This is a genomic window from Xanthomonas sp. NCPPB 901 (genome assembly GCF_056725085.1).
Genome location: NZ_CM161511.1, coordinates 2,566,546 through 2,588,958 on the forward strand (window position 1 = coordinate 2,566,546; position 22,413 = coordinate 2,588,958).

Below are 22,413 nucleotides of genomic sequence, written 5' to 3' on the forward strand. Positions count from 1 at the left end.
AGCGGCACTGGCCAATTGATGGCCCCCTGCGGAGGCTCCAGGCACCAATGGGTTGCCGGATAAATCGCTTAGAGGAGATATCAAAATGGCACAGGTCATCAATACCAACGTAATGTCGCTGAACGCTCAGCGGAACCTCAACACCACCAGCGCCAGCCTGGCGACGACGATCCAGCGTCTGTCTTCGGGCCTGCGCATCAACAGCGCCAAGGACGACGCCGCCGGTCTGGCGATCTCCGAGCGCTTCACCACCCAGATCCGTGGTCTGGACGTGGCCTCGCGCAACGCCAACGACGGCATCTCGCTGGCGCAGACCGCCGAAGGCGCGATGGTCGAAATCGGCAACAACCTGCAGCGTATCCGCGAACTGGCGGTGCAGTCGGCCAACGCCACCAACTCCACCACCGACCGTGGTGCGCTGAACTCGGAAGTCAAGCAGTTGGCCTCGGAAATCGACCGCGTCTCCAGCCAGACCAACTTCAACGGCACCAAGCTGCTGGACGGTTCGTTCTCCGGCGCGCTGTTCCAGGTCGGCGCCGACGCCGGCCAGACCATCGGCATCAACAGCATCGTCAATGCCAGCGCGGCCTCGCTGGGCAAGGCCGGCTTCGCCGCCACCCAGACCACCACCAACGCGGTGGTCTCCTCGGGCAGTGCCACCGCCAGCGGCAGCATCTCCGGCATGGTCGTCAACGGCGTCGCCATCGCCGCAGTCTCGGTCGCTGCCGGCGACGCCGGTGGCGACGTGGCCAAGAAGATCGCCTCGGCCATCAACGACAAGCTGGCCCAGACCGGTGTGTACGCCTCCTTGGACAGCAACAACAAGCTGAAGCTGGAATCGGTCAAGGGCGGCCAGGACTTCTCGTTCACTGCGTCTACCATCTCTTCCGGCACCGGCCTCACCGTCGACGAAAGCGGCATCGCCAGCAGCGCCGCCGCTACCGCCGGCACCACCAATTACCTGGCGGACGTGGACATCTCCACCTTCCAGGGTGCGCAGAAGGCATTGAGCATCATCGACAACGCGCTGACCTCGGTGAACTCCTCGCGTGCCGACATGGGTGCGATCCAGAACCGCTTCACTTCCACCATCGCCAACCTGAGCTCCACCTCGGAGAACCTGTCGGCCTCGCGCAGCCGCATCCGCGACACCGACTACGCCAAGGAAACCGCCGAGCTGACCCGCACGCAGATCCTGCAGCAGGCCGGTACCGCGATGCTGGCCCAGGCCAAGCAGGCACCGCAGAGCGTGCTGAGCCTGCTCCAGGGCTAAGCGCCGCCAGCCACACCGCACCACCGGGCCCCTCCGCAAGGAGGGGCCTTTTTTATGCCTTGATCCAAGCGCGTGGCAGGCCTCTCCCGAACGCAACCGCGTTTGCGCCAGATGCAGGTGTTCGACGTGCCGGCGTACCGCGCGGCCTTGGCCGCAGCGCATGGACTGGCTCGGCCTGGCCGCTCTGGTCGCTTGGTGATCGGCCAAAGCACGCATGCGCTGCGACCTGTTCCAGTCGTGGCCCAGGACGACTGGGAGACGATCGACCAGATGGCCAAGCGACTGCGCCGCTGCCTACCTCCCCCCAGTACGTCAGTCGTTCGTACAGCGACTGCGACAACGCTACGACCAACTCCTCAAGTACATCGCCGGCGGCCACCTCGGTGACACCGACGTCATCCCCAGCGTCTTGCCACCGGTGTACCGGACATGCGCAATGCAACCTAAAGTTTCTCGAAGCTCGGCCGAAACAAGCTTTTCGCTGCACTCCGGACTCGTTGCAAATCAGCGAATTGCTGTTTTTTTTCGCAGCGAATCGCTAAAGGTTGCGCACCGAGTGCCGTTACTTGTATCAGCAGCGGCACTGGCCAATTGATGGCCCCCTGCGGAGGCTCCAGGCAGCAACAGGTTGCCGGACAAATCGCTTAGAGGAGATATCAAAATGGCACAGGTCATCAATACCAACGTAATGTCGCTGAACGCTCAGCGGAACCTCAACACCACCAGCGCCAGCCTGGCGACGACGATCCAGCGTCTGTCCTCGGGCCTGCGCATCAACAGCGCCAAGGACGACGCCGCCGGTCTGGCGATCTCCGAGCGCTTCACCACCCAGATCCGTGGTCTGGACGTGGCCTCGCGCAACGCCAACGACGGCATCTCGCTGGCGCAAACCGCCGAAGGCGCGATGGTCGAAATCGGCAACAACCTGCAGCGTATCCGCGAACTGGCGGTGCAGTCGGCCAATGCCACCAACTCCACCACCGACCGCGGCGCGCTGAACTCGGAAGTCAAGCAGCTGGCCTCGGAAATCGACCGCGTCTCCAGCCAGACCAACTTCAACGGCACCAAGCTGCTGGACGGTTCGTTCTCCGGCGCGCTGTTCCAGGTCGGCGCCGACGCCGGCCAGACCATCGGCATCAACACCATCGTCAACGCCAGCGCGGCCTCGCTGGGCAAGGCTGGCTTCGCCGCCACCCAGACCACCACCAACGCGGTGGTCTCCTCGGGCAGTGCCACCGCCAGCGGCAGCATCTCCGGCATGGTCGTCAACGGCGTCGCCATCGCCGCAGTCTCGGTCGCTGCCGGCGACGCCGGTGGCGACGTGGCCAAGAAGATCGCCTCGGCCATCAACGACAAGCTGGCCCAGACCGGTGTGTACGCCTCCTTGGACAGCAACAACAAGCTGAAGCTGGAATCGGTCAAGGGCGGCCAGGACTTCTCGTTCACTGCGTCCACCATCTCTTCCGGCACCGGCCTCACCGTCGACGAAAGCGGCATCGCCAGCAGCGCCGCCGCTACCGCCGGCACCACCAATTACCTGGCGGACGTGGACATCTCCACCTTCCAGGGTGCGCAGAAGGCGTTGAGCATCATCGACAACGCCCTGACGGCGGTGAACTCCTCGCGTGCCGACATGGGTGCGATCCAGAACCGCTTCACCTCCACCATCGCCAACCTGAGCTCCACCTCGGAGAACCTGTCGGCCTCGCGCAGCCGCATCCGCGACACCGACTACGCCAAGGAAACCGCTGAGCTGACCCGCACGCAGATCCTGCAGCAGGCCGGTACCGCGATGCTGGCCCAGGCCAAGCAGGCGCCGCAGAGCGTGCTGAGCCTGCTCCAGGGCTAAGCGCGACACGCCGCACCGCACCACCGGGCCCCTCCGCAAGGAGGGGCTTTTTTTGACGCACGCGGAAGCGGCACAGGATTTGCATCGCACTTGGGGCCGCAACAATGCGCGGGCGGCGCTCAAGAAGCGACCCCGCGCGCCGATACTCCCCTCAGCCGCTGGCGCGTCGCGCGCCCGCCCCTTCAAGGAACGCGATCATGTCCACCACGTCGATCGGCTCAGGCCTGGACATCCCCTCCTTCGTCGCCAAACTGGTGTCGAAGGAACGTCAGCCGCAGGAAGACCGTATCAACCGCGATGGCACCGCCTCCAGTGCGCAGCTATCGTCCTTGAGCACGATCAAGAGCGCGCTGTCCAACCTGCAGACGGCGATGAGTACCGTCTCCGACAGCGCCGACAAGGGCGCCTACAAGGCGAGCATCGACGACGGCGCAGGCTATACCGCCACGGTCACCTCCAGCGCCAATGCCGGCAAGTACGGCATCGAGGTGGTGAAGCTGGCGCAGGCGCAGAAGCTGACCTCGTCGGCCTATGCCAGTGGCGCGGTCGTCGGTGGCGGCACCCTGACCATCGCCTACGGCAGCACCACGCTCAACATCAACGTCGATGCCGGCAGCAAGCTCAGCGACGTCGCCGCCTTCATCAACAAGGCCGCCAACGGCGCCGGCGTGACCGCGAGCGTGGTCACCGCCGACGATGGCGACCATCTGGTGCTCAACGCGGTCGACACCGGCAGCAAGGGCGCCCTGACCATCACCACCTCCGGTGGCGACGGCGGCCTGGCCAATCTCACCTACCCGCCCGGCAACAACGGCGGCCTGACCCAGACCGTCGCCGCCGCCGACGCGGTGGTGAAGGTGGACGGCTTCCAGCGCACCTCCAGCAGCAACACCATCGCCGACCTGGTGCCCGGCGTGGCGCTCAATCTCACCAAGGCCATTTCCGGTACCACCTTCAATCTCAACATCACCCCCGACAACAGCCCGCTGAAGGCCAATCTGACCGCCCTGGTCAGCGCCTACAACTCCGCCAACAGCGTGCTCAAGTCGTCCAGTGCCTACGACGCCACCAACAAGAAGGCCTCGCCGATGACCGGTGATGCGATGGTGCGCGGTCTGCAGCAGTCGCTGCGCCGGCTGGTCAGCGACAACGTGAGCGGCCTGATGGCGCTCGGCGTGACCATCGACAAGGACGGGGTGATGAGCCTGGACAGCAGCAAGTTCGACACCGCCGTGGCCACCGATCCGTCGGCGGCCAAGACCATGCTCGGCAGCGCCGGCAGCTTCGGTGCCGGGATGAGCACGCTGCTGAAGAGCAACCTGGACAGCACCAGCGGCACGCTGACCCAACGGACCGACGCGCTCAACAAGCACATCTCCGACCTGACCGACCAGCTCAGCGATCTGGACGCGCGCATGCAGACACTGACCGACCAGTACACCGCGCGCTTCACCGCGATGGAGACGCTGGTGACGCAGATGCAGACCACGAGCGACAACTTGACCAAGCAATTCAGCTGACGCGCGTCTGGTCGCGGCTCAAGTCGAAGCGCGTCGCGGCCGATATGAAGAGTATCGACAGTCATTGTGGATCTGCGGCAACCACCGCCCGGCGTCGCCGCCAACCGGCACGGCACCAGGCCCCGCCAGTCCACCCGAGGGAGTTTTCCATGTACGGTTCCAGCCGCCAGTACGCTGAGCAATATCGCAAGATGGGCATTTCCACCAGCGTTACCGATGCCGATCCGCACAAGCTGGTCGCCATGCTGTTCGCCGGTGCCTGCCAGCGCATCCGCCAGGCCCAGGCCTGCCTCGCGCAGGGCGACCAGGCGCGCAAGGGCAAGGCGATCGGCGAGGCCTGCGCCATCGTCGGCCATCTCAACGGCTCGCTCGACCACGAGGCCGGCGGCGAGATCGCCGGCAACCTGTCGGCGCTCTATGACTACGTGATGCACCGGCTGACCGAAGCCAACCTGCACAACGACGACGCCGCGCTGACCGAAGCGCTGGAACTGCTCAGCGAGATCGACGCGGCCTGGGCCGCCATTCCCGCGCAGCAGCGTGAACTGGCCACGGCGAGCGCATCGTGAGCATCCAGCTCGCCGACCTGCACAACGACCTGCACGAGCTGCGCGAGATTCTGCGTGGCGACGATTATGCCCTGGCCCAGGCGATGGTCGCCGACCATGCGCGGCGCCTGCAGGCGTATCTGCAACAAGACGGCGCCGACCGTTCGCGCGAGGCGCTGAAGCCGCTGCTCGCCCTGCAGCAGGCGGTGACCGCGCAGATGCGCATGGAGCGCGATCATGCCGCGGCCTGGCTGCGCGCCAGCCGCCAGTCCAGCCACGCCGCGCGGATCTATTCGCAGGCCGGACTGCTGGGATGAACGCCGGCTCCGACGGCGCCGCGCAGCATCCCGCAGACGCCGAACTGTTCCACGACACGCTCAGTTGCGAGCTGGCGCTGCCGGCGGACTTCCGCCTGGGCAACGGCGCCGGCCGGCTCGCCGCCGGCGAGGCGCTGCTGCGCAGCCTGGCGCAGATCGAGGATCTGCGCGGCGAGGACGGCGGCGACGACCGCAGCGAGGCGACCGCGCAGACGCAGCGGATGGAGGCCAAGCTCGACCTGATGCTGGTGCTGCTGGGCCGGCTGGCCCGCCAGCACGAGGATGCCCTGCCGTTGCGACCGCTGCGCTGGTCGCGCCGGGGCGTGCGGCTGGAGCTGGGCGCCCGCTCGGGCGCCACGCCCGGCGCGGCCGGCCTGCTGCGCCTGCAGCCCTCGGACTGGCTGCCGGACCACCTGGAACTGCCGGTCCGGGTGCTGGCCGAGGCCACCACCGCCGGCGTGGTGCAACTTTGGCTACGGTTCGAGACACAGCCGCCGGGCCTGGAAGAGGCCCTGGAACGTCACCTGTTCCGGCTGCACCGCCGGCAGATCGCCGACAGCCGGCGGGCGCGCTGAACCGGCCCGGCAGCGGCGGCCGCCGCGTCAAGGTGTTGGCGGCGGCGGGCGGCTCGGCTAATGTGCGGATCTGAATAGAAGGACCTGCACTGTGCGAGTCATCATCGTCGACGATCACACCCTGGTACGCGCCGGCCTGAGCCGGCTGCTGCAGACGTTTGCCGACGTCGACGTGGTCGCCGAGGCCAGCAATGCGCAGCAGGCGGTGGACCTGGCCACCCTGCACCGCCCCGATCTGGTGCTGATGGACCTGTCCCTGCCCGGGCGCAGCGGCCTGGACGCGCTCACCGACGTGCTGCACAGCTCGCCCAAGACCCGGGTGGTGATGATGTCCATGCACGACGACCCGGTGCATGTGCGCGACGCGCTGGACCGCGGCGCCACCGGCTTCGTGGTCAAGGATGCCGCCCCGCTGGAGCTGGAACTGGCGCTGCGCGCGGCCAGCGCCAACCAGGTGTTCCTGAGCCCGCAGATCTCCTCCAAGATGATCGCGCCCATGCTCGGCCGCGAGCGCCCGGTGGGCATCGCCGCCCTGTCGCCGCGGCAGCGCGAGATCCTGCGCCAGATCGGCCGCGGCCAGAGCAACAAGGAAATCGCCTCGGACCTGGGCATCAGCGTCAAGACCGTGGAGACCCACCGCGCGCGGATGATGGAATCGCTGGGCTGCCGCCGCGCCAACGATCTGGTCCTGTTGGCCGCACGCCACCAGGGCGAGCTGAGCTGAACTGGGGACGGCATCCCGACACCTAGCATTGGCATAGCGCTTGCCTTAATCGGTCAGCAGGCGTGTCGACCCCGCCGAACCCCCGTCGTATCAGGCGTTGCGCCGTCGACTGTCCGTCGCCCAGGAGCTTCATGTCGGGAAATTCCTGACACCCTGTCGGGAATTTGACTACCCTCCTCAGGAACCCCCCGATTCTGTTACCGTCGGGCGACAAGCACTATGCGTTCCACGGGCGCCAGAGGGTTGGCGCCGAACCGAGGAAGTCCGCATGAAGCCGACCGTTTCCGCCCAACTGGGCCAGCAACTGCATCTGACCCCGCAACTGCTGCAGTCGATCCGGCTGCTGCAGCTCGACGGCATGCAACTGGAGCTGGAAATCCGTCGCGCGCTGGAGACCAATCCACTGCTCGAGCTGGAAGAACCCGAGGGCGTGATCGAGCCGGTGGTGAAGCACGAGGACGTGGCGCTGGACACGGCGGCATTCGACGAACTGCCCGAATCCTCGATGTGGGACATCCCGGCGGCCGGCTGGAACGACGGCGAAGACGACCGCCTGCAGCGCATCGCCGCGGGCGAGTCCACCGATCCGCACCTGCGCGTGCTGCAGCGGCTGGCCCTGGAACTGCCGGCCTCCGAACTGGAAGCGGCGGCGTTCTGGCTGGAACACTGCGACGACGCCGGTTACCTGGACGGCGCGCTGGACACCCTGCAACAGCTGGCCAGCGCCCGTCTGGGCCTGTCCGTGGCGCAGGCCGAAGCGGTCCGCCAGCGCTTGCTGCACGGCGACCCGGGCGGTCTCGGCGCCTGCGACCTGCGCGAGTGCCTGCAGGCACAGCTGAGCGACCTGCCCGGCCGCGTGCCCGGCCGCCACCTGGCCGCCCGCATCCTCGCCGGCGACCTCACCCTGCTCGCCAGCCACGACTACGCCCTGCTCGGGCGCCAGCTCGATGCCGAGGCCGACGACGTGCGCGAGGCGGTGCGGCTGATCCTGTCGCTGCAGCCGCGCCCCGGCGACAGCCTGCAGCCGCAGGACCTGGGCCATGTGCTGCCGGACGTGGTCGCCTGGCACGCCGATGGCACCTGGCGGGTGGCGCTGAACCCGGCCACCACCCACCGCGTCACCGTCAACCCGATGCACGAGCGCGCCCTGGCCGAGGCCGGCGACGCCGCGCAGCCGCTGCGCGAAATGTTGCAGGAAGCGCGCTGGCTGACCCGCGGCCTGTCGATGCGCTACGAAACCTTGCTGCGCACCACCCGCACCATCGTCGAGCGCCAGGCCGCCTTCCTGGTCAGGGGCGAGGAAGCGATGGCGCCGCTGACCCTGAAGGAAGTGGCCGACGCGATCGGCATGCACGAGTCCACGGTCTCGCGCATCACCACCGGCAAGTACCTGCAGACCCCGCGCGGTACCTTCGAGCTCAAGCACTTCTTCGCGGTGCGCCTGGAAGGCGCCACAGTGTCGGGGCAGGCGGTGCGCGCCATGGTCCGGCGCCTGATCGAATCCGAACCGGCCGGGCGGCCGCTGGCCGACGAGGCCATCGCCGGGCTGCTGTCGCGACAGGGCGTGAACGTGGCAAGGCGCACTGTCGCCAAGTATCGTGAACAATTGGACATCGCTCCCGCACGCGAACGCCGCCGCGGCAGCAAACCGCTGCTGGCCCGTGCGGGCTAAGGAAAAACGACGCATATGAACAAACTGTCCGTACTTCTGGTCGACGACCACGAAGGTTTCATCAACGCCGCCATGCGCCACTTCCGCAAGCTCGACTGGATGGAAGTGATCGGCAGCGCCGCCAACGGCCTGGAAGCCATCGAGCGCTCCGAGTCGCTGCGCCCGCAGGTGGTGCTGATGGACCTGGCGATGCCCGAGATGGGCGGCCTGCAGGCCACGCGCCTGATCAAGACCCAGGACCAGGCGCCCTATATCGTGATCGCCAGCCATTTCGACGATGCCGAGCACCGCGAGCACGCCATGCGCGCCGGCGCCGACAACTTCGTCAGCAAGCTGTCCTACATCCAGGAAGTGATGCCGATCCTGGAGGGGCTGCGGACCGAAGGAGTGCCGGCATGAGCGAATCGCGGATCCTGGTGATCGATGACGACGCGGTGCGCGCCGAGCGGACCGTGAGCCTGCTCGAATTCATGGACCTCAACCCGCGCTGGGTCACCGACGTCGCCGACGTGCAGCCCGGCCGGCACCGGCAGACCGAGTGGATGGCGATCCTGGTCGGCGGGCTCGACGATCAGGACCAGGCCGATGCCTTCTTCGGCTGGGTGGCGCGCAGTTCGCTGCCGCCGCCGGTGCTGCTGCTCAACGGCGACGCGCAGGCGTTCGCGCAGCGCCACGGCCTGCACGAGGCCAACGTGTGGCAGCTGGAGGCGCCGCTGCGCCACGCCCAGTTGGAAACGCTGCTGCGCCGCGCCAGCCTCAAGCGGCTGGACGCCGAGCACCAGGCCGGCGCCGCGCAGGACAACGGCCCGACCGGCACCAGCGCGGCGGTGACCCGCCTGCGCCGGCTGATCGACCAGGTCGCCGCATTCGACACCACCGTGCTGGTGCTGGGCGAGTCCGGCACCGGCAAGGAAGTGGTGGCGCGGGCGATCCACCAGCAGTCGCCGCGCCGCGACGGTCCGTTCGTGGCGATCAACTGCGGCGCGATCCCGCCGGATCTGCTGGAGAGCGAACTGTTCGGCCACGAGAAGGGCTCGTTCACCGGCGCGCTGAGCGCGCGCAAGGGCCGTTTCGAGATGGCCGAGGGCGGCACCCTGCTGCTCGACGAGATCGGCGACATGAGCCTGCCGATGCAGGTCAAGCTGTTGCGGGTGCTGCAAGAACGCAGCTTCGAGCGGGTCGGCGGCAACGTCACCATCCGCTGCAACGTGCGGGTGATCGCCGCCACCCACCGCAACCTGGAAGAACGCATCGCCGGCAACCAGTTCCGCGAGGACCTGTTCTACCGGCTCAACGTGTTCCCGATCGAGATGCCGGCGCTGCGCGAACGCAGCGACGACCTGCCGGCGCTGGTGCACACCATCGCCGCGCAGCTGGCGCGCACCGGGCGCGGCGAAGTGCGCTTCTCCGAGGAGGCGTTGCAGGCGCTGCGCAGCTACGAGTGGCCGGGCAACGTGCGCGAGCTGACGAACCTGGTCGAGCGCCTGGCGGTGCTGCATCCGGGCGCCCTGGTGCGGGTACAGGACCTGCCGGCCCGCTACCGCGGCGACTTCGCCTCGTCCATCGACGTGTCGGCGCCGCCGGCGCCGATCGCGGCCGATCCGCGGCGGGTGCCCAACGTGGTGGACCTGCATGTCGGCGGCAAGCCGGGCGGCGCGGACGCGGAGACGCCAGCGCCGGCCGCGGCGACGCTGCCGGAAAGCGGCCTGGACCTGCGCGGGCACATGGCCAACATCGAGCTGGCGCTGATCAACGAGGCGCTGGAGCGCACCCAGGGCGTGGTCGCGCATGCGGCGCAGCTGCTGGGCCTGCGGCGCACCACCCTGGTCGAGAAACTGCGCAAGTACGGCATCGACCGCGACCAGACCGAACTGGCGAGCTGAGCCGACACACGGCGCCGGGTGCGGTCGCACCCGGCGGCACGGTGTGCCGCTGGACGTCATCTCCTTCCCTCCTTTTGCCTTGCGTGCCGGATCCACGCGGGCGCTGGCGCGCTGCGCGCATTCGCGGCGACGACGGCCACGCCTCGCCGACAGCGCCTGCCGTTCGGCCACGCCGACAGTGGACAGCGCGTTTGGCATGTGGCTTGCTTCACGTTTCCACAGCACCGGGCGGGGCGTTCCGCACCGGGGACTTCCACCCGTCGCCAGGCAGGTTCCATGGCCATCCCCGTCACCAGTCCGCTGCTGCCGCCCCTGGAGGCGTTCGTCCCCTACCTGGAACAGATCTGGCGCAGCCGCATCCTGACCAACGGCGGCGACATGCACCGTGCGCTGGAGAAGGCGCTGGCCGAGTACCTGGGGGTCAACCACCTGGCGCTGCTGACCAACGGCACCCTGGCGCTGCTGACCGCGCTGCAGGCGCTGCGCATCACCGGCGAGGTGATCACCACGCCGTACTCGTTCGTCGCCACCGCGCACTCGCTGCTGTGGCGCGGGATCAAGCCGGTGTTCGTGGACATCGATCCGCAGACCATGAACCTGGATCCGCTCAAGATCGAGGCGGCGATCACCCCGCACACCACCGCGATCATGCCGGTGCACTGCTACGGCACGCCCTGCGACAGCGCCGCGATCGAGCGCATCGCCGACACCTACAACCTCAAGGTCATCTACGACGCCGCGCATGCGTTCGGGGTCAAGGACGCCGGCGGCTCGATCCTGCGCCATGGCGACCTCAGCGTGCTCAGCTTCCACGCCACCAAGGTGTTCAACACCTTCGAGGGCGGCGCCATCGTCTGCCCGGACGCCAAGACCTACCAGCGCATCAGCCGGCTGAAGAACTTCGGCTTCGTCGACGAGACCACGGTGGTCGCCACCGGCATCAACGGCAAGATGAGCGAGATCAACGCCGCCTTCGGCCTGCTGCAACTGCAGCACATCGATGCCGCGCTGGCGCAGCGCGGGGCGATCGACGCGCAGTACCGGCAGCGCCTGGCGCAGGTGCCGGGCATCCGCTGCCTGGCGCCGCGGGCGCCGGCGCTGTCCAACTACGCCTCGTTCCCGATCCTGGTCGAGGACGCTTTCCCGCTGGCCCGCGACGAACTGCACCGGCTGCTGCGCAGCCACGACATCCTGGTGCGCCGCTATTTCTACCCGTTGATCAGCGACTTCCCGATGTACCGCGGCCTGCCCTCGTCCGCCCCGGCGGGCCTGCCGGTGGCGCGGCAGATGGCCGAACGCGTGCTGTGCCTGCCGATCTTCCCCGGACTGTCCGCCGAACAGGTGGACGCCATCGTCGACCTGATCGCCGCGGCGGGCGGCGTCATGCCCATGTCCGATTCCCGTCGCACCCTCGTCCCTCCCTCCTCCTTCGCCCAACCCGTGGAACCAGCAGCATGAGCCAAGAGACGTTTATCGAGAATTTCCTGTCGGCCACCGATTTCCAGAATCCGGTCGCGGTGACCATGGACACGGTGCTGCGCGAACTGCCCGAATGGGATTCGCTGGCCGCGCTGGGCGTGATCGTGATGTTCGACTCGGAGTACGGCAAGACCATCACCGGCGAGCACCTGGCCGCCGTGATCACCCTCGGCGATCTCTACCAGCTGACCGAGGCATAGCATGCCGACCTCCACGCTGCGCAACGTACGCTTCGCCGGGATGGCGACCTGCGTGCCCAGGCGCGTCGTCTCCAATCTCACCGATTGCCGGCCGCAGATCCGCTCCGAGCGCGAGCGGCTGGTGCGCAACATCGGCATCGAGACGCGGCGCATGGCCGCGGACTGGCAATGCTTTTCCGACCTGGCCTTCGACGCGGCGCAGGTGCTGCTGGAACGCCTGCAGTGGCAGCGCGAAGAGGTCGATGCGCTGATCGTGGTCACCCAGTCGCCGGACTATCTGATCCCGGCCACCGCGATCATCCTGCAGGACCGCCTGGGCCTGTCGCACGCCACGGTGGCCTTCGACGTCAACCTGGGCTGCTCGGCCTACCCGTTCGGCATCAACCTGCTCGGCTCGATGATCGCCGCCGGCGGCGTCAAGAAGGGCTTGCTGCTGGTCGGCGACCGCAGCGCCAACCTGGAGGATCCGATCTTCTCCGACTCGGGTACCGCCACCGCACTGGAATTCAGCGCCGACGCGGCGCCGATGCATTTCGACCTCAACAGCGACGGCAGCGGGTACCGCGCGATCATCCTGCCGGTCGGCGGCCACCGCGAACCGGTCGGGGTGCAGCACCTGATCCCCTACCGGGCCAACGAGCACGATCGCTGGCATCGCGGCACCGACCTGCAGCTGGACGGTGTGGCGGTGCTGAGCTTCTCCACCCAGCGGGTACCGCCGGCGGTGCAGAAGCTGCTCGACTACAGCGGCGTGTCCAAGGACGAGATCGACTACTTCGTGTTCCACCAGGCCAACCGGATGATCAACGAGAGCATCCGCAAGAAGCTCGGCCTGCCCACGGAAAAGGTGCCATCGACCCTGCACGATTTCGGCAACACCAGCGGCGCCTCGCTGCCGGTGACCATGACCGCGCGGATCAACAAGCAACTGGAAGAAGGCCGCAAGCGCGTGCTGCTGTGCGGCTTCGGTATCGGCCTGTCCTGGGGCACCTGCCTGGTCGATATCGACGGTGCGGTGTTCCCCGACCTGATCGAGTCCTGACGATGGCGCCTGCCGCACCCACCGACGCCTTCGGGTTGCAAGGCAAGACCATCCTGGTGACCGGTGCCTCCTCGGGCATCGGCGCCGCCGTGGCTGCGCTGTGCGCACGCCTCGGCGCCAGCCTGGTACTCAACGGACGCGACCGCACACGGCTACAGGCAGTCGCCGACGCATTGCACGGCGACGGGCATCGCGCCATCGACGGCGACCTCACCGAGCAGGCGACCCGCACGCGGCTGCTGGAAGCCGCGGAGCACTACCATGGGCTGGCCTCGTGCGCCGGGATCGCGACGCTGGTGCCCTTCCACATGGCCAGCGAACAGCATCTGCAACAGATGCTGACGGTGAACTATCTGGCGCCGCTCACGCTGACCCAACAGTTGCTGGCCAAACGTCGCCTGGCCTCGGGTGCCTCGCTGGTCTACGTCTCCGCGCTGACCGCGCGGGCAGCACCGCAGGCCAGCGCCGGCTACGCCGGGTCCAAGGCCGCCCTGGAGGCCGCGGTACGCACGCTGGCCCTGGAACAGGCCAAACGCGGTATCCGTGCCAACTGCATCGCGCCCGGCTACGTGGATACACCGATGCTCGACGCCCTCGGCGCCAAGGCGAAAATGGAAGACAAGATCAGCCTGACGCCGCTGGGACGCATCGATGCCGACGATATCGCCAAGGGCGCGGTCTATCTGCTGTCCGCCGCCAGCCGCTGGATCACCCGCAGCACGCTGACCATCGACGGCGGTCTTTCCCTACCGATGCGCCTATGAACCTGGAAACATCAATGCGGCTGTTGGACGAGCCTTCCGCGCTGCTGCGCGCGTTGTATGGACTGGACGGCAAGACCGTGCTGGTGACCGGCGCCTCCAAGGGGATCGGCGCGGCGGTGGCGCACGCCTGCGCCGGCGCGGGTGCGCGCCTGATCGTGGCCGGACGCGATCAGGTGCGCCTGCAGGCCGTACTGGACGCCTTGCCTGGCGATGGCCATCGCCTGTTCGCCGGCGACCTCAGCGAAGCAGTCACCGTACAGCGCCTCGCCGCCGAGTGCGGTCCACTCGATGGCATCGTCCACAGCGCCGGCATCCGCGGTCTGTCGCCGATGAAACTGGTCAGCGAACCGTTCCTCAACGAGGTGATGGCGATCAACTACATCGCGCCGACGATGCTCACCCGGCATCTGCTGGCGCGGCAGTCGCTGCGCCCCGGCAGTTCGATCGTCTTCCTGTCTTCCATCGCCGCGCTCACCGGTACCGTCGGCGTCGGCCCCTATGCCGGCTCCAAGGCCGCGTTGATCGGCACCCTGCGCCCGCTGGCACTGGAACTGGTGCGGCGTAACATCCGCGCCAATGCGCTGTGCCCCAGTCTGGTCGAAACACCGCTGACCAGCGAGGACAGGGCCTGGCTCGAGGAGAACCGCGCCCGTTACCCGCTGGGCATCGGCACTCCCGAGGATGTCGCTCTGGCATGTCTGTATTTTCTTTCGACAGCCAGCGGCAAGGTGACCGGTCAGGCCTTCAGCATGGATGGCGGCGTGGAGTACGTATGACCGTGTCGAAACACGTGCTGATCGTCGGCGCCGGCGGCTTCGGCCGCGGCATCGCGGCGATGGCCTGCAACGACGATCCGGGCTACGGCCAGGCCTGGGACATCAAGGGCTTCCTCGACAGCCGCAGTGAACTGGGCCCCGGTCTGCGTTGGCCGCTGCTCGGCGACCCGGACACCTACCAGCCGGTGCCCGGCGACCTGTTCGTGTGCGCGCTCGGCGACCCGGCCGCGCGCCGCCGCTACAGCCAGCCGCTGCTGGCGCGTGGCGCCGACTTCATGGTGCTGCGTCCGCGCCTGCGCGAAGCTTCGGAGACCCCGATCGGCCGCGGCAGCCTGTTCGAGGTCGGCGTGTCGATCGGCGCCGACAGCCGCATCGGCGAGTTCGTCACCATCCTCGCCACCACCATCCTCGGCCACGACGTGATCGTCGGCGACTACGTGCAGATCGGCAACTTCGTGTTCGTCGGCGGCGGCGCGCGCATCGGCAACGATGTGGTCATCCATCCGCACGCCACCGTGTTGCCTGGCATCGCGATCGGCGACGGCGCGGTGATCGGCGCCGGCAGCGTGGTGGTCCGCGACGTGCCGCCCAACGTCACCGTCGCCGGGAATCCGGCGCGTACCATCTTCAGCCGTTAACCCCGCGCGCAGGACGCCCTCCGCATGACCCGCCACGCCCTCGACGCCGAGCACTACACCAGCCCGCACAGCCTGCGCCTTGAACAGCAGCGGCTGTTCGGCAAGCTGTGGATCTTCGTCGGCTTCGCCTCCATGGTGCGCGAGCGCAACCAGTTCTTCGCGCGCCAGGTGGCCGGGGTGCCGGTGCTGGTGCAGCGCACCGAGGCCGGCATCCGCGCCTTTCTCAACCAGTGCCCGCACCGGCAATCGGCGATCCAGATCGAGTCGCACGGCAAGCGTCCGTTGGTGTGCCCGTACCACGCCTGGTCGTTCGGCGCCGAGGGCGAACTGCGCGGGCTGCCCAACTCCGGCCTGTACCAGTTCACCGCCGAGGAGAAGGCCGGCATCTGCCTGACCAAGCTGCATCTGCAGCAGGTCGGCGAGCTGCTGTTCGTGAACATGGCCGAACGGCCGCTAGCGCTGGAGGAGCAGTTCGCGCCGGCGTTCCTAGAAAATGTCGCGACGGCCTCCTCGCATCTGGATTCGCAGATCGCCTACAGCTGCCACCGCGTGCACTACAACTGGAAGCTCAACATGGAGAACGTGAAGGACTACAACCATGTCCCGTTCGTCCATCCAAAGACCTTCGGTCCGCTGATGACAGAGACGGACAGGACACCAGCCAATATCGAGCGCGCCGCCGATGTTCCTTCCGATGTCGAGCAACTCCTGAGCGCGCACGCTCCCACGCCGCTGCATCGCTTGAGCTTTGCGGCCAAGGGCGCGATCGTGCCGCAGGACAACTGGTTCCGGCGCCATTGCGAGCGCTACGGCGCGGACTCTGCCTACTACAACTGGTTCATCTATCCGAATGTGAATTTCTGCTGCGTGCGCGGCGACCACTTCCTGCTGCAGCAGTACGACCCCGTCGCTCCAGGGGAAACCGACTATCACCTGTGGGTCATGACCGCGCGCCGCAAAGACGCGCGTACCGATTTCACCGCCTTGCTGAGCAGCTTGATCAGGGCTGAGCGATTGGTGATCGCGGAAGACACGGCACTGCTGGAACGCATGCAGGCTGGGATCGGTCCGCATTCGTTACCCTTCACGCACGGCGACTACGAGACCGAGCTGGTGCGCCAGCACCTGTGGTACCGCGCCAACGTGCTGGAGCAAGCGGTATGAAGACGCTGGTGCTGATCGGCCAGGGCCATGCGCTGGAACAGGCGCAACGCACCGCGCAGGCCTGCGGCCTGGCCCACGTGGGCATCGCCCTGGAATCGCCTGACCGCTACAACTTCGACCTGGGGGTCCTGTATGCCAGCCACCCGCCCGCCGCGACCGACGTATTCGTTGCCATGGACGAACGCGCGATCAATCAGTCGCGACACAAGCTGCTCGCCGACGTGCGCCTGGCCGGCTACGGCAGCATCGACCTGATCTGGCCACAGGCGCACGTCGATACCGGCGTGCGCCTGCTCGGCAACGTGCATGTCGGCCCCGGCTGCAACCTGGCGGCCGGCAGCAGCATCGGCGCCGGCAGCTGGCTGGAACGCCAGGTGATCGTCGAACAGGACGTGCGCGTCGGCGTCTGCGTTACCCTGCATGCAGGCGTGCACCTCGGCCGCGGCACCCAGATCGGCCAGGGCAGCACCCTGGGCGGTGGCAGCATGACCCGCAGCGGTACCAGCATCGGCCGGCACAGCGAATGGCTGCTGCCCGGCACCGTGCCGGACGTACTGCCGGACCGCTGTTTCTACGACGCGCTGATGCCAGGCGGCGCCCGCATCCTGCGTTGACCGCCCTGCCGCGCGACGCCCCGCGGCACACATCACGATCGAGCTCCCGCTGCACCGCACCAACAGTGTGGCAGCGTACTGTTTGTCCGATTCAGCGCATACGACGCGCCACTACGCGAGACTGGGATGCCTGCACCCGGCCAACTATGCCGCTCTGCAACAGGGATTGGCTGAGGAAGGCGGCCGCACCACGCTGTACAACGCGGCAGTCGCCGACACCGCCGGCACCTTGGCGTGCGACGCACAAAGCATCATGGGACGCCGTCTCGACGGCAGCCGCACCGCGCGCGTGGATTGCTTGCGCCTGGACGACGTTGTCGAGCGCGGCACCTTGCTGAAGATGGACGTGGAAGGCGCCGAGCCGCAGGTACTGCGTGGCGCCACCGAGCCGATCGGGCGCTGCCGTCCGCACATGGTCATCACCTGCTACCACCACGCGTTCGATCTGCCGGACATCGTCGCCGAATTGGATCGGATCCTGCCGGATGCCAGGCTCCGCCTGCGCAAGTATTCTTGCTACTTCTACGACACCAAGCTCTACGTTGAATGACGCAGATACGCATCGGCGCGACGCATCTGCTCCGATCGCGCGACGGCGCCCTTACGGGTCTACCGCCGCGCCGTGCTACACCGTGATCGACTGAGTGCTATTGATCACCAACTCAATCCAAAGCAATCAGGATGTTGAAGGAATACCTTTTCAACCTCTATCAATTCACGTACCAGCGCATCGGATAGACGTACTTCGACTTCGAGACGACCTCGCCGGTGCCCAGCTTCATATCGGCCTCAGCGTACTCCCCCGAGGTATTGATGACGAAATGGGCCGAAAAGGGTGGATTGCTGGGCTCGCCGAACTGGCTGCCCATGCCGATATTCATCGCATAATCGTCGTGCCCGACACACACCAGGGCCTGCGAAGAATCCAGCTTCATGGAGGTGTTCGTGCAAAGAACGCCCCAGGTATGCTGGGTATTCTGATTTGGTGCCGTCACCAGGACCTTGAGATCCGCGCCATTGTCCACGGCCGTACGCAGCGTTTGCAACGAGCCTGCCGAAACATTCCCATTGGCGTCCGTCCCATACACCAAGGTCCACGCTTGCGAGGATCCTGCCGCCAGCGCGAGCGCAATGAACGCCAAAGCTTTACGCTTGATCATATTTCCCCCTGTGTTTTGAGATGAAGCAGCGCCAGCGTAACAAAGAAAAGTGACGGTGCGACGTCCGCCTCGCTATCGCGCCACCTCGCCTTGTGCCGTCAGGAATTCGACGCAGTTATGGGCAAGTGAGGCGACGGCCTGCATCCTCGTCTTCGGCGGCATGGCCAAGTAAGTCGCTGCAGAGAGCGATACGCAAATACTGCGCTGACCCTGCATCAAGCTTGCAAGGCCTATCGAAGGCAGTGCCCCGGGACAGCCACGTTCATGCCGCCCCTCTAGCCGCCTACAGAGGGCAGGCCACGCCCCGTCACCTTGGGCTTTATCGCAGCGCCCTTCCATCGGCACACATATTGCAGGACACAGAAATCGCTCTGCTCGACCGCGATGTCGCTCGCGGCCGAGCCCGGCATTTCCCCTTTCGACACGGTCCATCGTTCATGCCCCACCCGCCCCTGGTCAGCGTGGTCATGCCGGCCTACAAGCTGCGCTACTTCGAGCAGGCGCTCGACAGCGTGCTGGCCCAGACCTATCCGGCACTGGAACTGGTCATCTGCGACGACAACCCCACCGAGGCGATCGCCGAGGTGGTGAAGCGCCGCGCCGCCACCGCCCCGTTCCCGATCCGCTACCACCGCAATCCCAGCCGCCTGGGCGAACTCGGCAGCACCGCGCGCGGCATCGCCCTGGCCCAGGGCGAGTACGTGAAGTTCCTGCACGACGACGACGTGCTGGCGCCGGACTGCGTGGCCGCGCTGGTCGCGGCGATGCAGTCCGCGCCGGACATCCTGCTGGCCTCCTCGCGCCGGCAGCGCATCGACAGCGACGGTGCGCCGCTGGAGGACATTCCCGCCACCGCCTTCCCGTTCGCCGGCGACGTGCTGCTGGACGGGCCGGAGCTGCTGTCGTTCCTGGCCGACCACACCATCAACTTCGTCGGCGAGCCCAGCTGCGTGCTGTGCCGGCGCAGCGACCTGCTGGAGATCGGCGACGAACTGATGACGCTGGCCGGCAAGGTGATCAACTGGGTCGGCGACCTGGCGCTGTACGCCAAGCTGCTGCACCGCGGCCACCTGGCGCTGCTGGCGCGGCCGCTGACCCGCTTCCGGGTGTCGGAGGACCAGTACAGCCAGGTCGGCCGCGACCAGCCCGGCATCGGCGACCAGGGCCACGCCAACTTCCGCAACGGCGTGCGCGCGATGGGCTGGTACCGCGGCGATGGCGATGTCCGCCAGGTCACGGTGACGCCGCTGGGCGGCGGCCCGGGCGCGCCGGTGGACCTGCTGCAGGCGATCCAGGACGCCTACGCCCGCGTCCTAGTGCAAGGCGCATTGCGCGACTGGCAAGCGCGACGGCAGCTGACGCCGGCGCAGCGCGCGCTGCTCGACGCGCGCCTGGCCGCCCTGGGCGGCGCGCCGCGGCTGGCCGTGCTGGTCGACGCACGCGGTGCCGACCGCGCCGCGCTGGCGGCGACCCTGGACAGCCTGCTGCTGGAGGGCGCGCCGTTCGCGCAGCTGCAGGCGCTGGTGCTGGGCGATGCGCCGCTCGCCGCGTGGCCGGACCCGCGGGTGCAGATCCTGCCGCCGCTGCCGGCCGCGGCCGATGCGGCGGCGTTGCAGGCCGCGCTGGAGGCGGCGCCGGCCAGCGACTGGTGCCTGCGCGTGGCCGCCGGCAGCCGCTTCTGCGCCGGCGGCCTGCTGCGGCTGCTGCAGGAACTGGCGCAGCACCCGCAGTGCAACGCCCTGTATGCGGACGAATGGCTGGCCATGGACGCGGATCACCTGGCGCCGCTGCTGCGGCCCGACCCGGACCTGGACCTGCTGCTGGGCAATCCGCTGGCCATGGCCGGCCACTGGGTGTTCCGCCGCGCCGCGGTGCAGGCGCTGGACGGCTTCGACCCGGGCTACGACGGCGCCAGCGAACTGGAGCTGATCCTGCGGCTGTTCCTGCGCGAAGGCGGCGACGGCATCGCGCACCTGCCGGAACCGCTGCTGGTCGCCGCGCCGGGCAGCACCGAAGCAGGCAGCCAGGCGCGCCAGCGCGCGATCGCCGCGCACCTGCAGGCCCGCGGCTATCCGCAGGCCTCGGTCGAACCGCTGCCAAGCGGCCTGTTCCACATCGACTATGGCCACCCCGCACAGCCGCCGGTCTCGATCGTGCTGCTGGCGCAGGACAACCTGCCGGCGCTGCAGCGCGCGGTGGTCAGCCTGCTCGAACAGACCGCCTACCCGGCCTACGAGCTGCTGCTGGTGGACAACGCCAGCCAGGCACCGGAGATCACCGCGTGGATGCAGGCGGTGGCCGAGCTGGGCAACGGCCGCATCCGCGTGTTCGCGCTGGAACAGCGGGTCTGCCAGGCCGAGGCGCACAACCTCGCCGCCACCCAGGCGCAGGGCGACTACCTGCTGTTCCTGGACGCCGACAGCGCCGCGGTACAGGATCGCTGGCTGCACGCGCTGATGAACCATGCGCAGCGGCCGGAGGTCGGCATCGTCGGCGCCAAGGGCGTGTCCGCCGACGGCCGCATCACCCATGCCGGCCTGCTGCCGGGCCTGCTGGCCGGTGCCGGCCACGCCTTCGCCGGCGAAGCGATGGCGCAGCCCGGCTACATGGGCCGGCTGCAGGTGGCGCACCGCTACAGCGCGGTGTCGGCGCATTGCCTGCTGGTGCGGCGGGCGCTGTTCGAGCACCTGTCCGGATTCGACGCGGCCGGCTTCGCCGAGGGCGGCGCCGACGTGGACCTGTGCCTGCGCGCCGCGGCGGCCGGCGCCTGGACCGTGTGGACACCGCAGGCGCTGCTGCTGCAGCCGGCCCCGGCCACGCGCAGCGAGGCGGCCGACGAGGCCCTGCTGCAGCGCTGGCTGCCGGCGCTGGCCCAGGATCCGGCCTATTCGCCGAGCCTGGGCCTGGATCAGCCCGGCGGCTTCCAGCTGACCGAGTCCGAATTCTCCTGGCAGCCGCTGTCGTGGAAGCCACTGCCACGGGTGCTCGCGCATCCGGGCGACACCTTCGGCAGCGGCCAGTACCGGGTGATCCAGCCACTCCAGGCGCTGGCCGCGGCCGCGCAGATCGACGGCCTGTACTACGCACGCCTGCTCGACCCGGTGGAACTGCAGCGCATCGGCGCCGACGCGGTGGTGCTGCAACGCCGTGTCGGCGACGCGGAACTGGCGCGGATCGAGCGCATGCGCCGTTTCGGCACTGCGTTCATGGTCTACGAACTGGACGACTACCTGCCGAACCTGCCGTTGAAGAGCGCGCATCGCGAGCAGATGCCCAAGGACGTGCTGCGGTCCTTGCGCCGCGCGGCCGCGCTGGTGGACCGGGTCACCGTGTCCACGCCGGACCTGGCCGAGGCGCTGACCGGCCTGCATGGCGACATCCGCGTGGTGCGCAACCGGCTGGAGCCGCAGCTGTGGGGCGCGCTGACGGCACCGGCGGCGTCCGCCACGGCCAAGCCGCGGATCGGCTGGGCCGGCGGGCTCAGCCACACCGGCGACCTGGAGCTGATCGCCGACGTGGTGCAGACCCTGGCCGGCGAGGTGCACTGGGTGTTCATGGGCCTGTGCCCGGAGCGGCTGCGCCGGCACGTGCACGAGGTGCACGAAGGCGTGGACTTCGCCCGCTATCCGCAGGCGTTGGCCGCGCTCGGCCTGGACCTGGCGCTGGCGCCGCTGGAAGACAATCTGTTCAACCGCTGCAAGAGCAACCTGCGCCTGCTCGAGTACGGCGCCTGCGGCTATCCGGTGGTGGCCAGCGACCTGCCGCCCTACCGCGACGGCGGGCTGCCGGTCACCCTGGTCAAGAACCGCTTCCGCGACTGGGTCAACGCGATCCGCGCGCACCTGGCCGACGCGCCGGCGCGGACCGCGGCCGGCGCCGCCCTGCGCGCGGCGGTGCACCGCGACTGGCTGCTGCAGGGAGACAACCTGCAGGCATGGCGGGCGGCCTGGCTGCCCGACTGACCCGACCGATCCACCCGACGCTGCCACCGCCGCCGGGGGCTGCGCCGGCGTCGCCACGGCTGTGACGGCGCGCACGGCGTCAACCGCCCGACGCGCCAAGGACGGCCCACTACGCCGCCGGCATCGCCGGCGCCGGGAACCCGACACCGCCCGTCGGCCGCCCTGCCCGCGCGCCGGCGGCGGCGGTCGCGGCGCCTGAATCCGGTTTCGGCACGCTGCTTGCATTGCATACGGGCAAGCCATCCCCCGGCAG

Annotated in this window: 21 protein-coding genes; 20 read left to right on the top strand and 1 reads right to left on the bottom strand. The window is 68.3% G+C overall.

The features are described 5' to 3' along the window. Window positions 1-85: 85 nt before the first annotated feature. The 19 genes from AC1PME_RS10740 (at window position 86) to AC1PME_RS10830 (ending at window position 17,588) form a co-directional block, all read left to right on the top strand. Window positions 86-1,273, top strand: coding sequence for a flagellin (locus tag AC1PME_RS10740; protein ID WP_307550558.1), 1,188 nt, complete (start codon window positions 86-88; stop codon window positions 1,271-1,273). Between the two features lie 661 nt (window positions 1,274-1,934). Then, a complete protein-coding gene (locus AC1PME_RS10745; RefSeq protein WP_481095876.1) occupies window positions 1,935-3,122 on the top strand; it encodes a flagellin in 1,188 nt (395 codons plus the stop codon). Window positions 3,123-3,319: 197 nt separating this feature from the next. Continuing rightward, entirely contained in the window at window positions 3,320-4,642 is a 1,323-nt protein-coding gene (fliD, locus tag AC1PME_RS10750; protein WP_481095877.1) for a flagellar filament capping protein FliD, read from the top strand. 149 nt (window positions 4,643-4,791) lie between these two features. Next, window positions 4,792-5,211 (top strand): flagellar export chaperone FliS, encoded by a 420-nt coding sequence (gene fliS, locus AC1PME_RS10755; protein WP_254458037.1) that lies wholly within the window; start codon window positions 4,792-4,794, stop codon window positions 5,209-5,211. Next, window positions 5,208-5,507: a hypothetical protein gene (locus AC1PME_RS10760; RefSeq protein WP_307550563.1), complete on the top strand. Its 300-nt coding sequence runs from the start codon at window positions 5,208-5,210 to the stop codon at window positions 5,505-5,507. The genes fliS and AC1PME_RS10760 overlap by 4 nt, the downstream gene beginning before the upstream one ends. Next, a complete protein-coding gene (locus AC1PME_RS10765) occupies window positions 5,504-6,082 on the top strand; it encodes a PilZ domain-containing protein (RefSeq protein WP_254458039.1) in 579 nt (192 codons plus the stop codon). Before AC1PME_RS10760 ends, AC1PME_RS10765 begins: the two co-directional genes overlap by 4 nt. 91 nt (window positions 6,083-6,173) lie before the next feature. After that, on the top strand, window positions 6,174-6,806 hold the full coding sequence (locus AC1PME_RS10770; protein ID WP_017908534.1) for a response regulator: 633 nt from the start codon (window positions 6,174-6,176) through the stop codon (window positions 6,804-6,806). Window positions 6,807-7,074: 268 nt separating this feature from the next. Continuing rightward, on the top strand, window positions 7,075-8,478 hold the full coding sequence (gene rpoN, locus AC1PME_RS10775; RefSeq protein ID WP_481095878.1) for an RNA polymerase factor sigma-54: 1,404 nt from the start codon (window positions 7,075-7,077) through the stop codon (window positions 8,476-8,478). A gap of 15 nt (window positions 8,479-8,493) precedes the next feature. Then, complete coding sequence (locus tag AC1PME_RS10780) at window positions 8,494-8,877, top strand: response regulator (RefSeq protein ID WP_010341669.1); 384 nt, start codon at window positions 8,494-8,496, stop codon at window positions 8,875-8,877. Further along, a complete protein-coding gene (locus tag AC1PME_RS10785) occupies window positions 8,874-10,361 on the top strand; it encodes a sigma-54 dependent transcriptional regulator (protein ID WP_307550570.1) in 1,488 nt (495 codons plus the stop codon). The genes AC1PME_RS10780 and AC1PME_RS10785 overlap by 4 nt, the downstream gene beginning before the upstream one ends. 276 nt (window positions 10,362-10,637) lie before the next feature. Further along, a complete protein-coding gene (locus AC1PME_RS10790) occupies window positions 10,638-11,819 on the top strand; it encodes a DegT/DnrJ/EryC1/StrS family aminotransferase (protein WP_254458042.1) in 1,182 nt (393 codons plus the stop codon). Beyond that, window positions 11,816-12,040, top strand: coding sequence for an acyl carrier protein (locus AC1PME_RS10795; protein ID WP_254458043.1), 225 nt, complete (start codon window positions 11,816-11,818; stop codon window positions 12,038-12,040). The genes AC1PME_RS10790 and AC1PME_RS10795 overlap by 4 nt, the downstream gene beginning before the upstream one ends. Before the next feature lies 1 nt (window position 12,041). Then, window positions 12,042-13,082 carry a ketoacyl-ACP synthase III gene (locus tag AC1PME_RS10800; RefSeq protein ID WP_481095879.1) on the top strand — a complete coding sequence of 347 codons (1,041 nt, stop codon included), beginning with the start codon at window positions 12,042-12,044 and terminating at the stop codon, window positions 13,080-13,082. A 2-nt stretch (window positions 13,083-13,084) separates the two neighbouring features. Next, entirely contained in the window at window positions 13,085-13,846 is a 762-nt protein-coding gene (locus tag AC1PME_RS10805; RefSeq protein ID WP_307550574.1) for an SDR family NAD(P)-dependent oxidoreductase, read from the top strand. A gap of 14 nt (window positions 13,847-13,860) precedes the next feature. After that, complete coding sequence (locus AC1PME_RS10810) at window positions 13,861-14,622, top strand: SDR family NAD(P)-dependent oxidoreductase (RefSeq protein WP_481095880.1); 762 nt, start codon at window positions 13,861-13,863, stop codon at window positions 14,620-14,622. Next, window positions 14,619-15,260, top strand: a complete 642-nt coding sequence (locus tag AC1PME_RS10815) for a NeuD/PglB/VioB family sugar acetyltransferase (protein ID WP_481095881.1) — start codon at window positions 14,619-14,621, stop codon at window positions 15,258-15,260. Before AC1PME_RS10810 ends, AC1PME_RS10815 begins: the two co-directional genes overlap by 4 nt. Before the next feature lie 24 nt (window positions 15,261-15,284). Next, window positions 15,285-16,424, top strand: coding sequence for an aromatic ring-hydroxylating oxygenase subunit alpha (locus AC1PME_RS10820; RefSeq protein WP_481095882.1), 1,140 nt, complete (start codon window positions 15,285-15,287; stop codon window positions 16,422-16,424). Further along, the gene (locus tag AC1PME_RS10825; protein WP_254458049.1) at window positions 16,421-17,038 is read left to right on the top strand and encodes an LbetaH domain-containing protein; all 618 of its coding nucleotides are present in this window, start codon (window positions 16,421-16,423) and stop codon (window positions 17,036-17,038) included. Before AC1PME_RS10820 ends, AC1PME_RS10825 begins: the two co-directional genes overlap by 4 nt. Window positions 17,039-17,204: 166 nt before the next feature. Continuing rightward, window positions 17,205-17,588, top strand: coding sequence for an FkbM family methyltransferase (locus tag AC1PME_RS10830; protein WP_481095883.1), 384 nt, complete (start codon window positions 17,205-17,207; stop codon window positions 17,586-17,588). A 160-nt stretch (window positions 17,589-17,748) separates the two neighbouring features. Here AC1PME_RS10830 and AC1PME_RS10835 read toward each other — a convergent pair whose 3' ends face one another. Next, on the bottom strand, window positions 17,749-18,198 hold the full coding sequence (locus tag AC1PME_RS10835) for a hypothetical protein (protein ID WP_254458051.1): 450 nt from the start codon (window positions 18,196-18,198) through the stop codon (window positions 17,749-17,751). 437 nt (window positions 18,199-18,635) lie between these two features. On the opposite strand from AC1PME_RS10835, the gene AC1PME_RS10840 reads away from it, so the two are divergent. Beyond that, window positions 18,636-22,160, top strand: a complete 3,525-nt coding sequence (locus AC1PME_RS10840) for a glycosyltransferase (RefSeq protein ID WP_481095884.1) — start codon at window positions 18,636-18,638, stop codon at window positions 22,158-22,160. Window positions 22,161-22,413 lie beyond the last annotated feature (253 nt).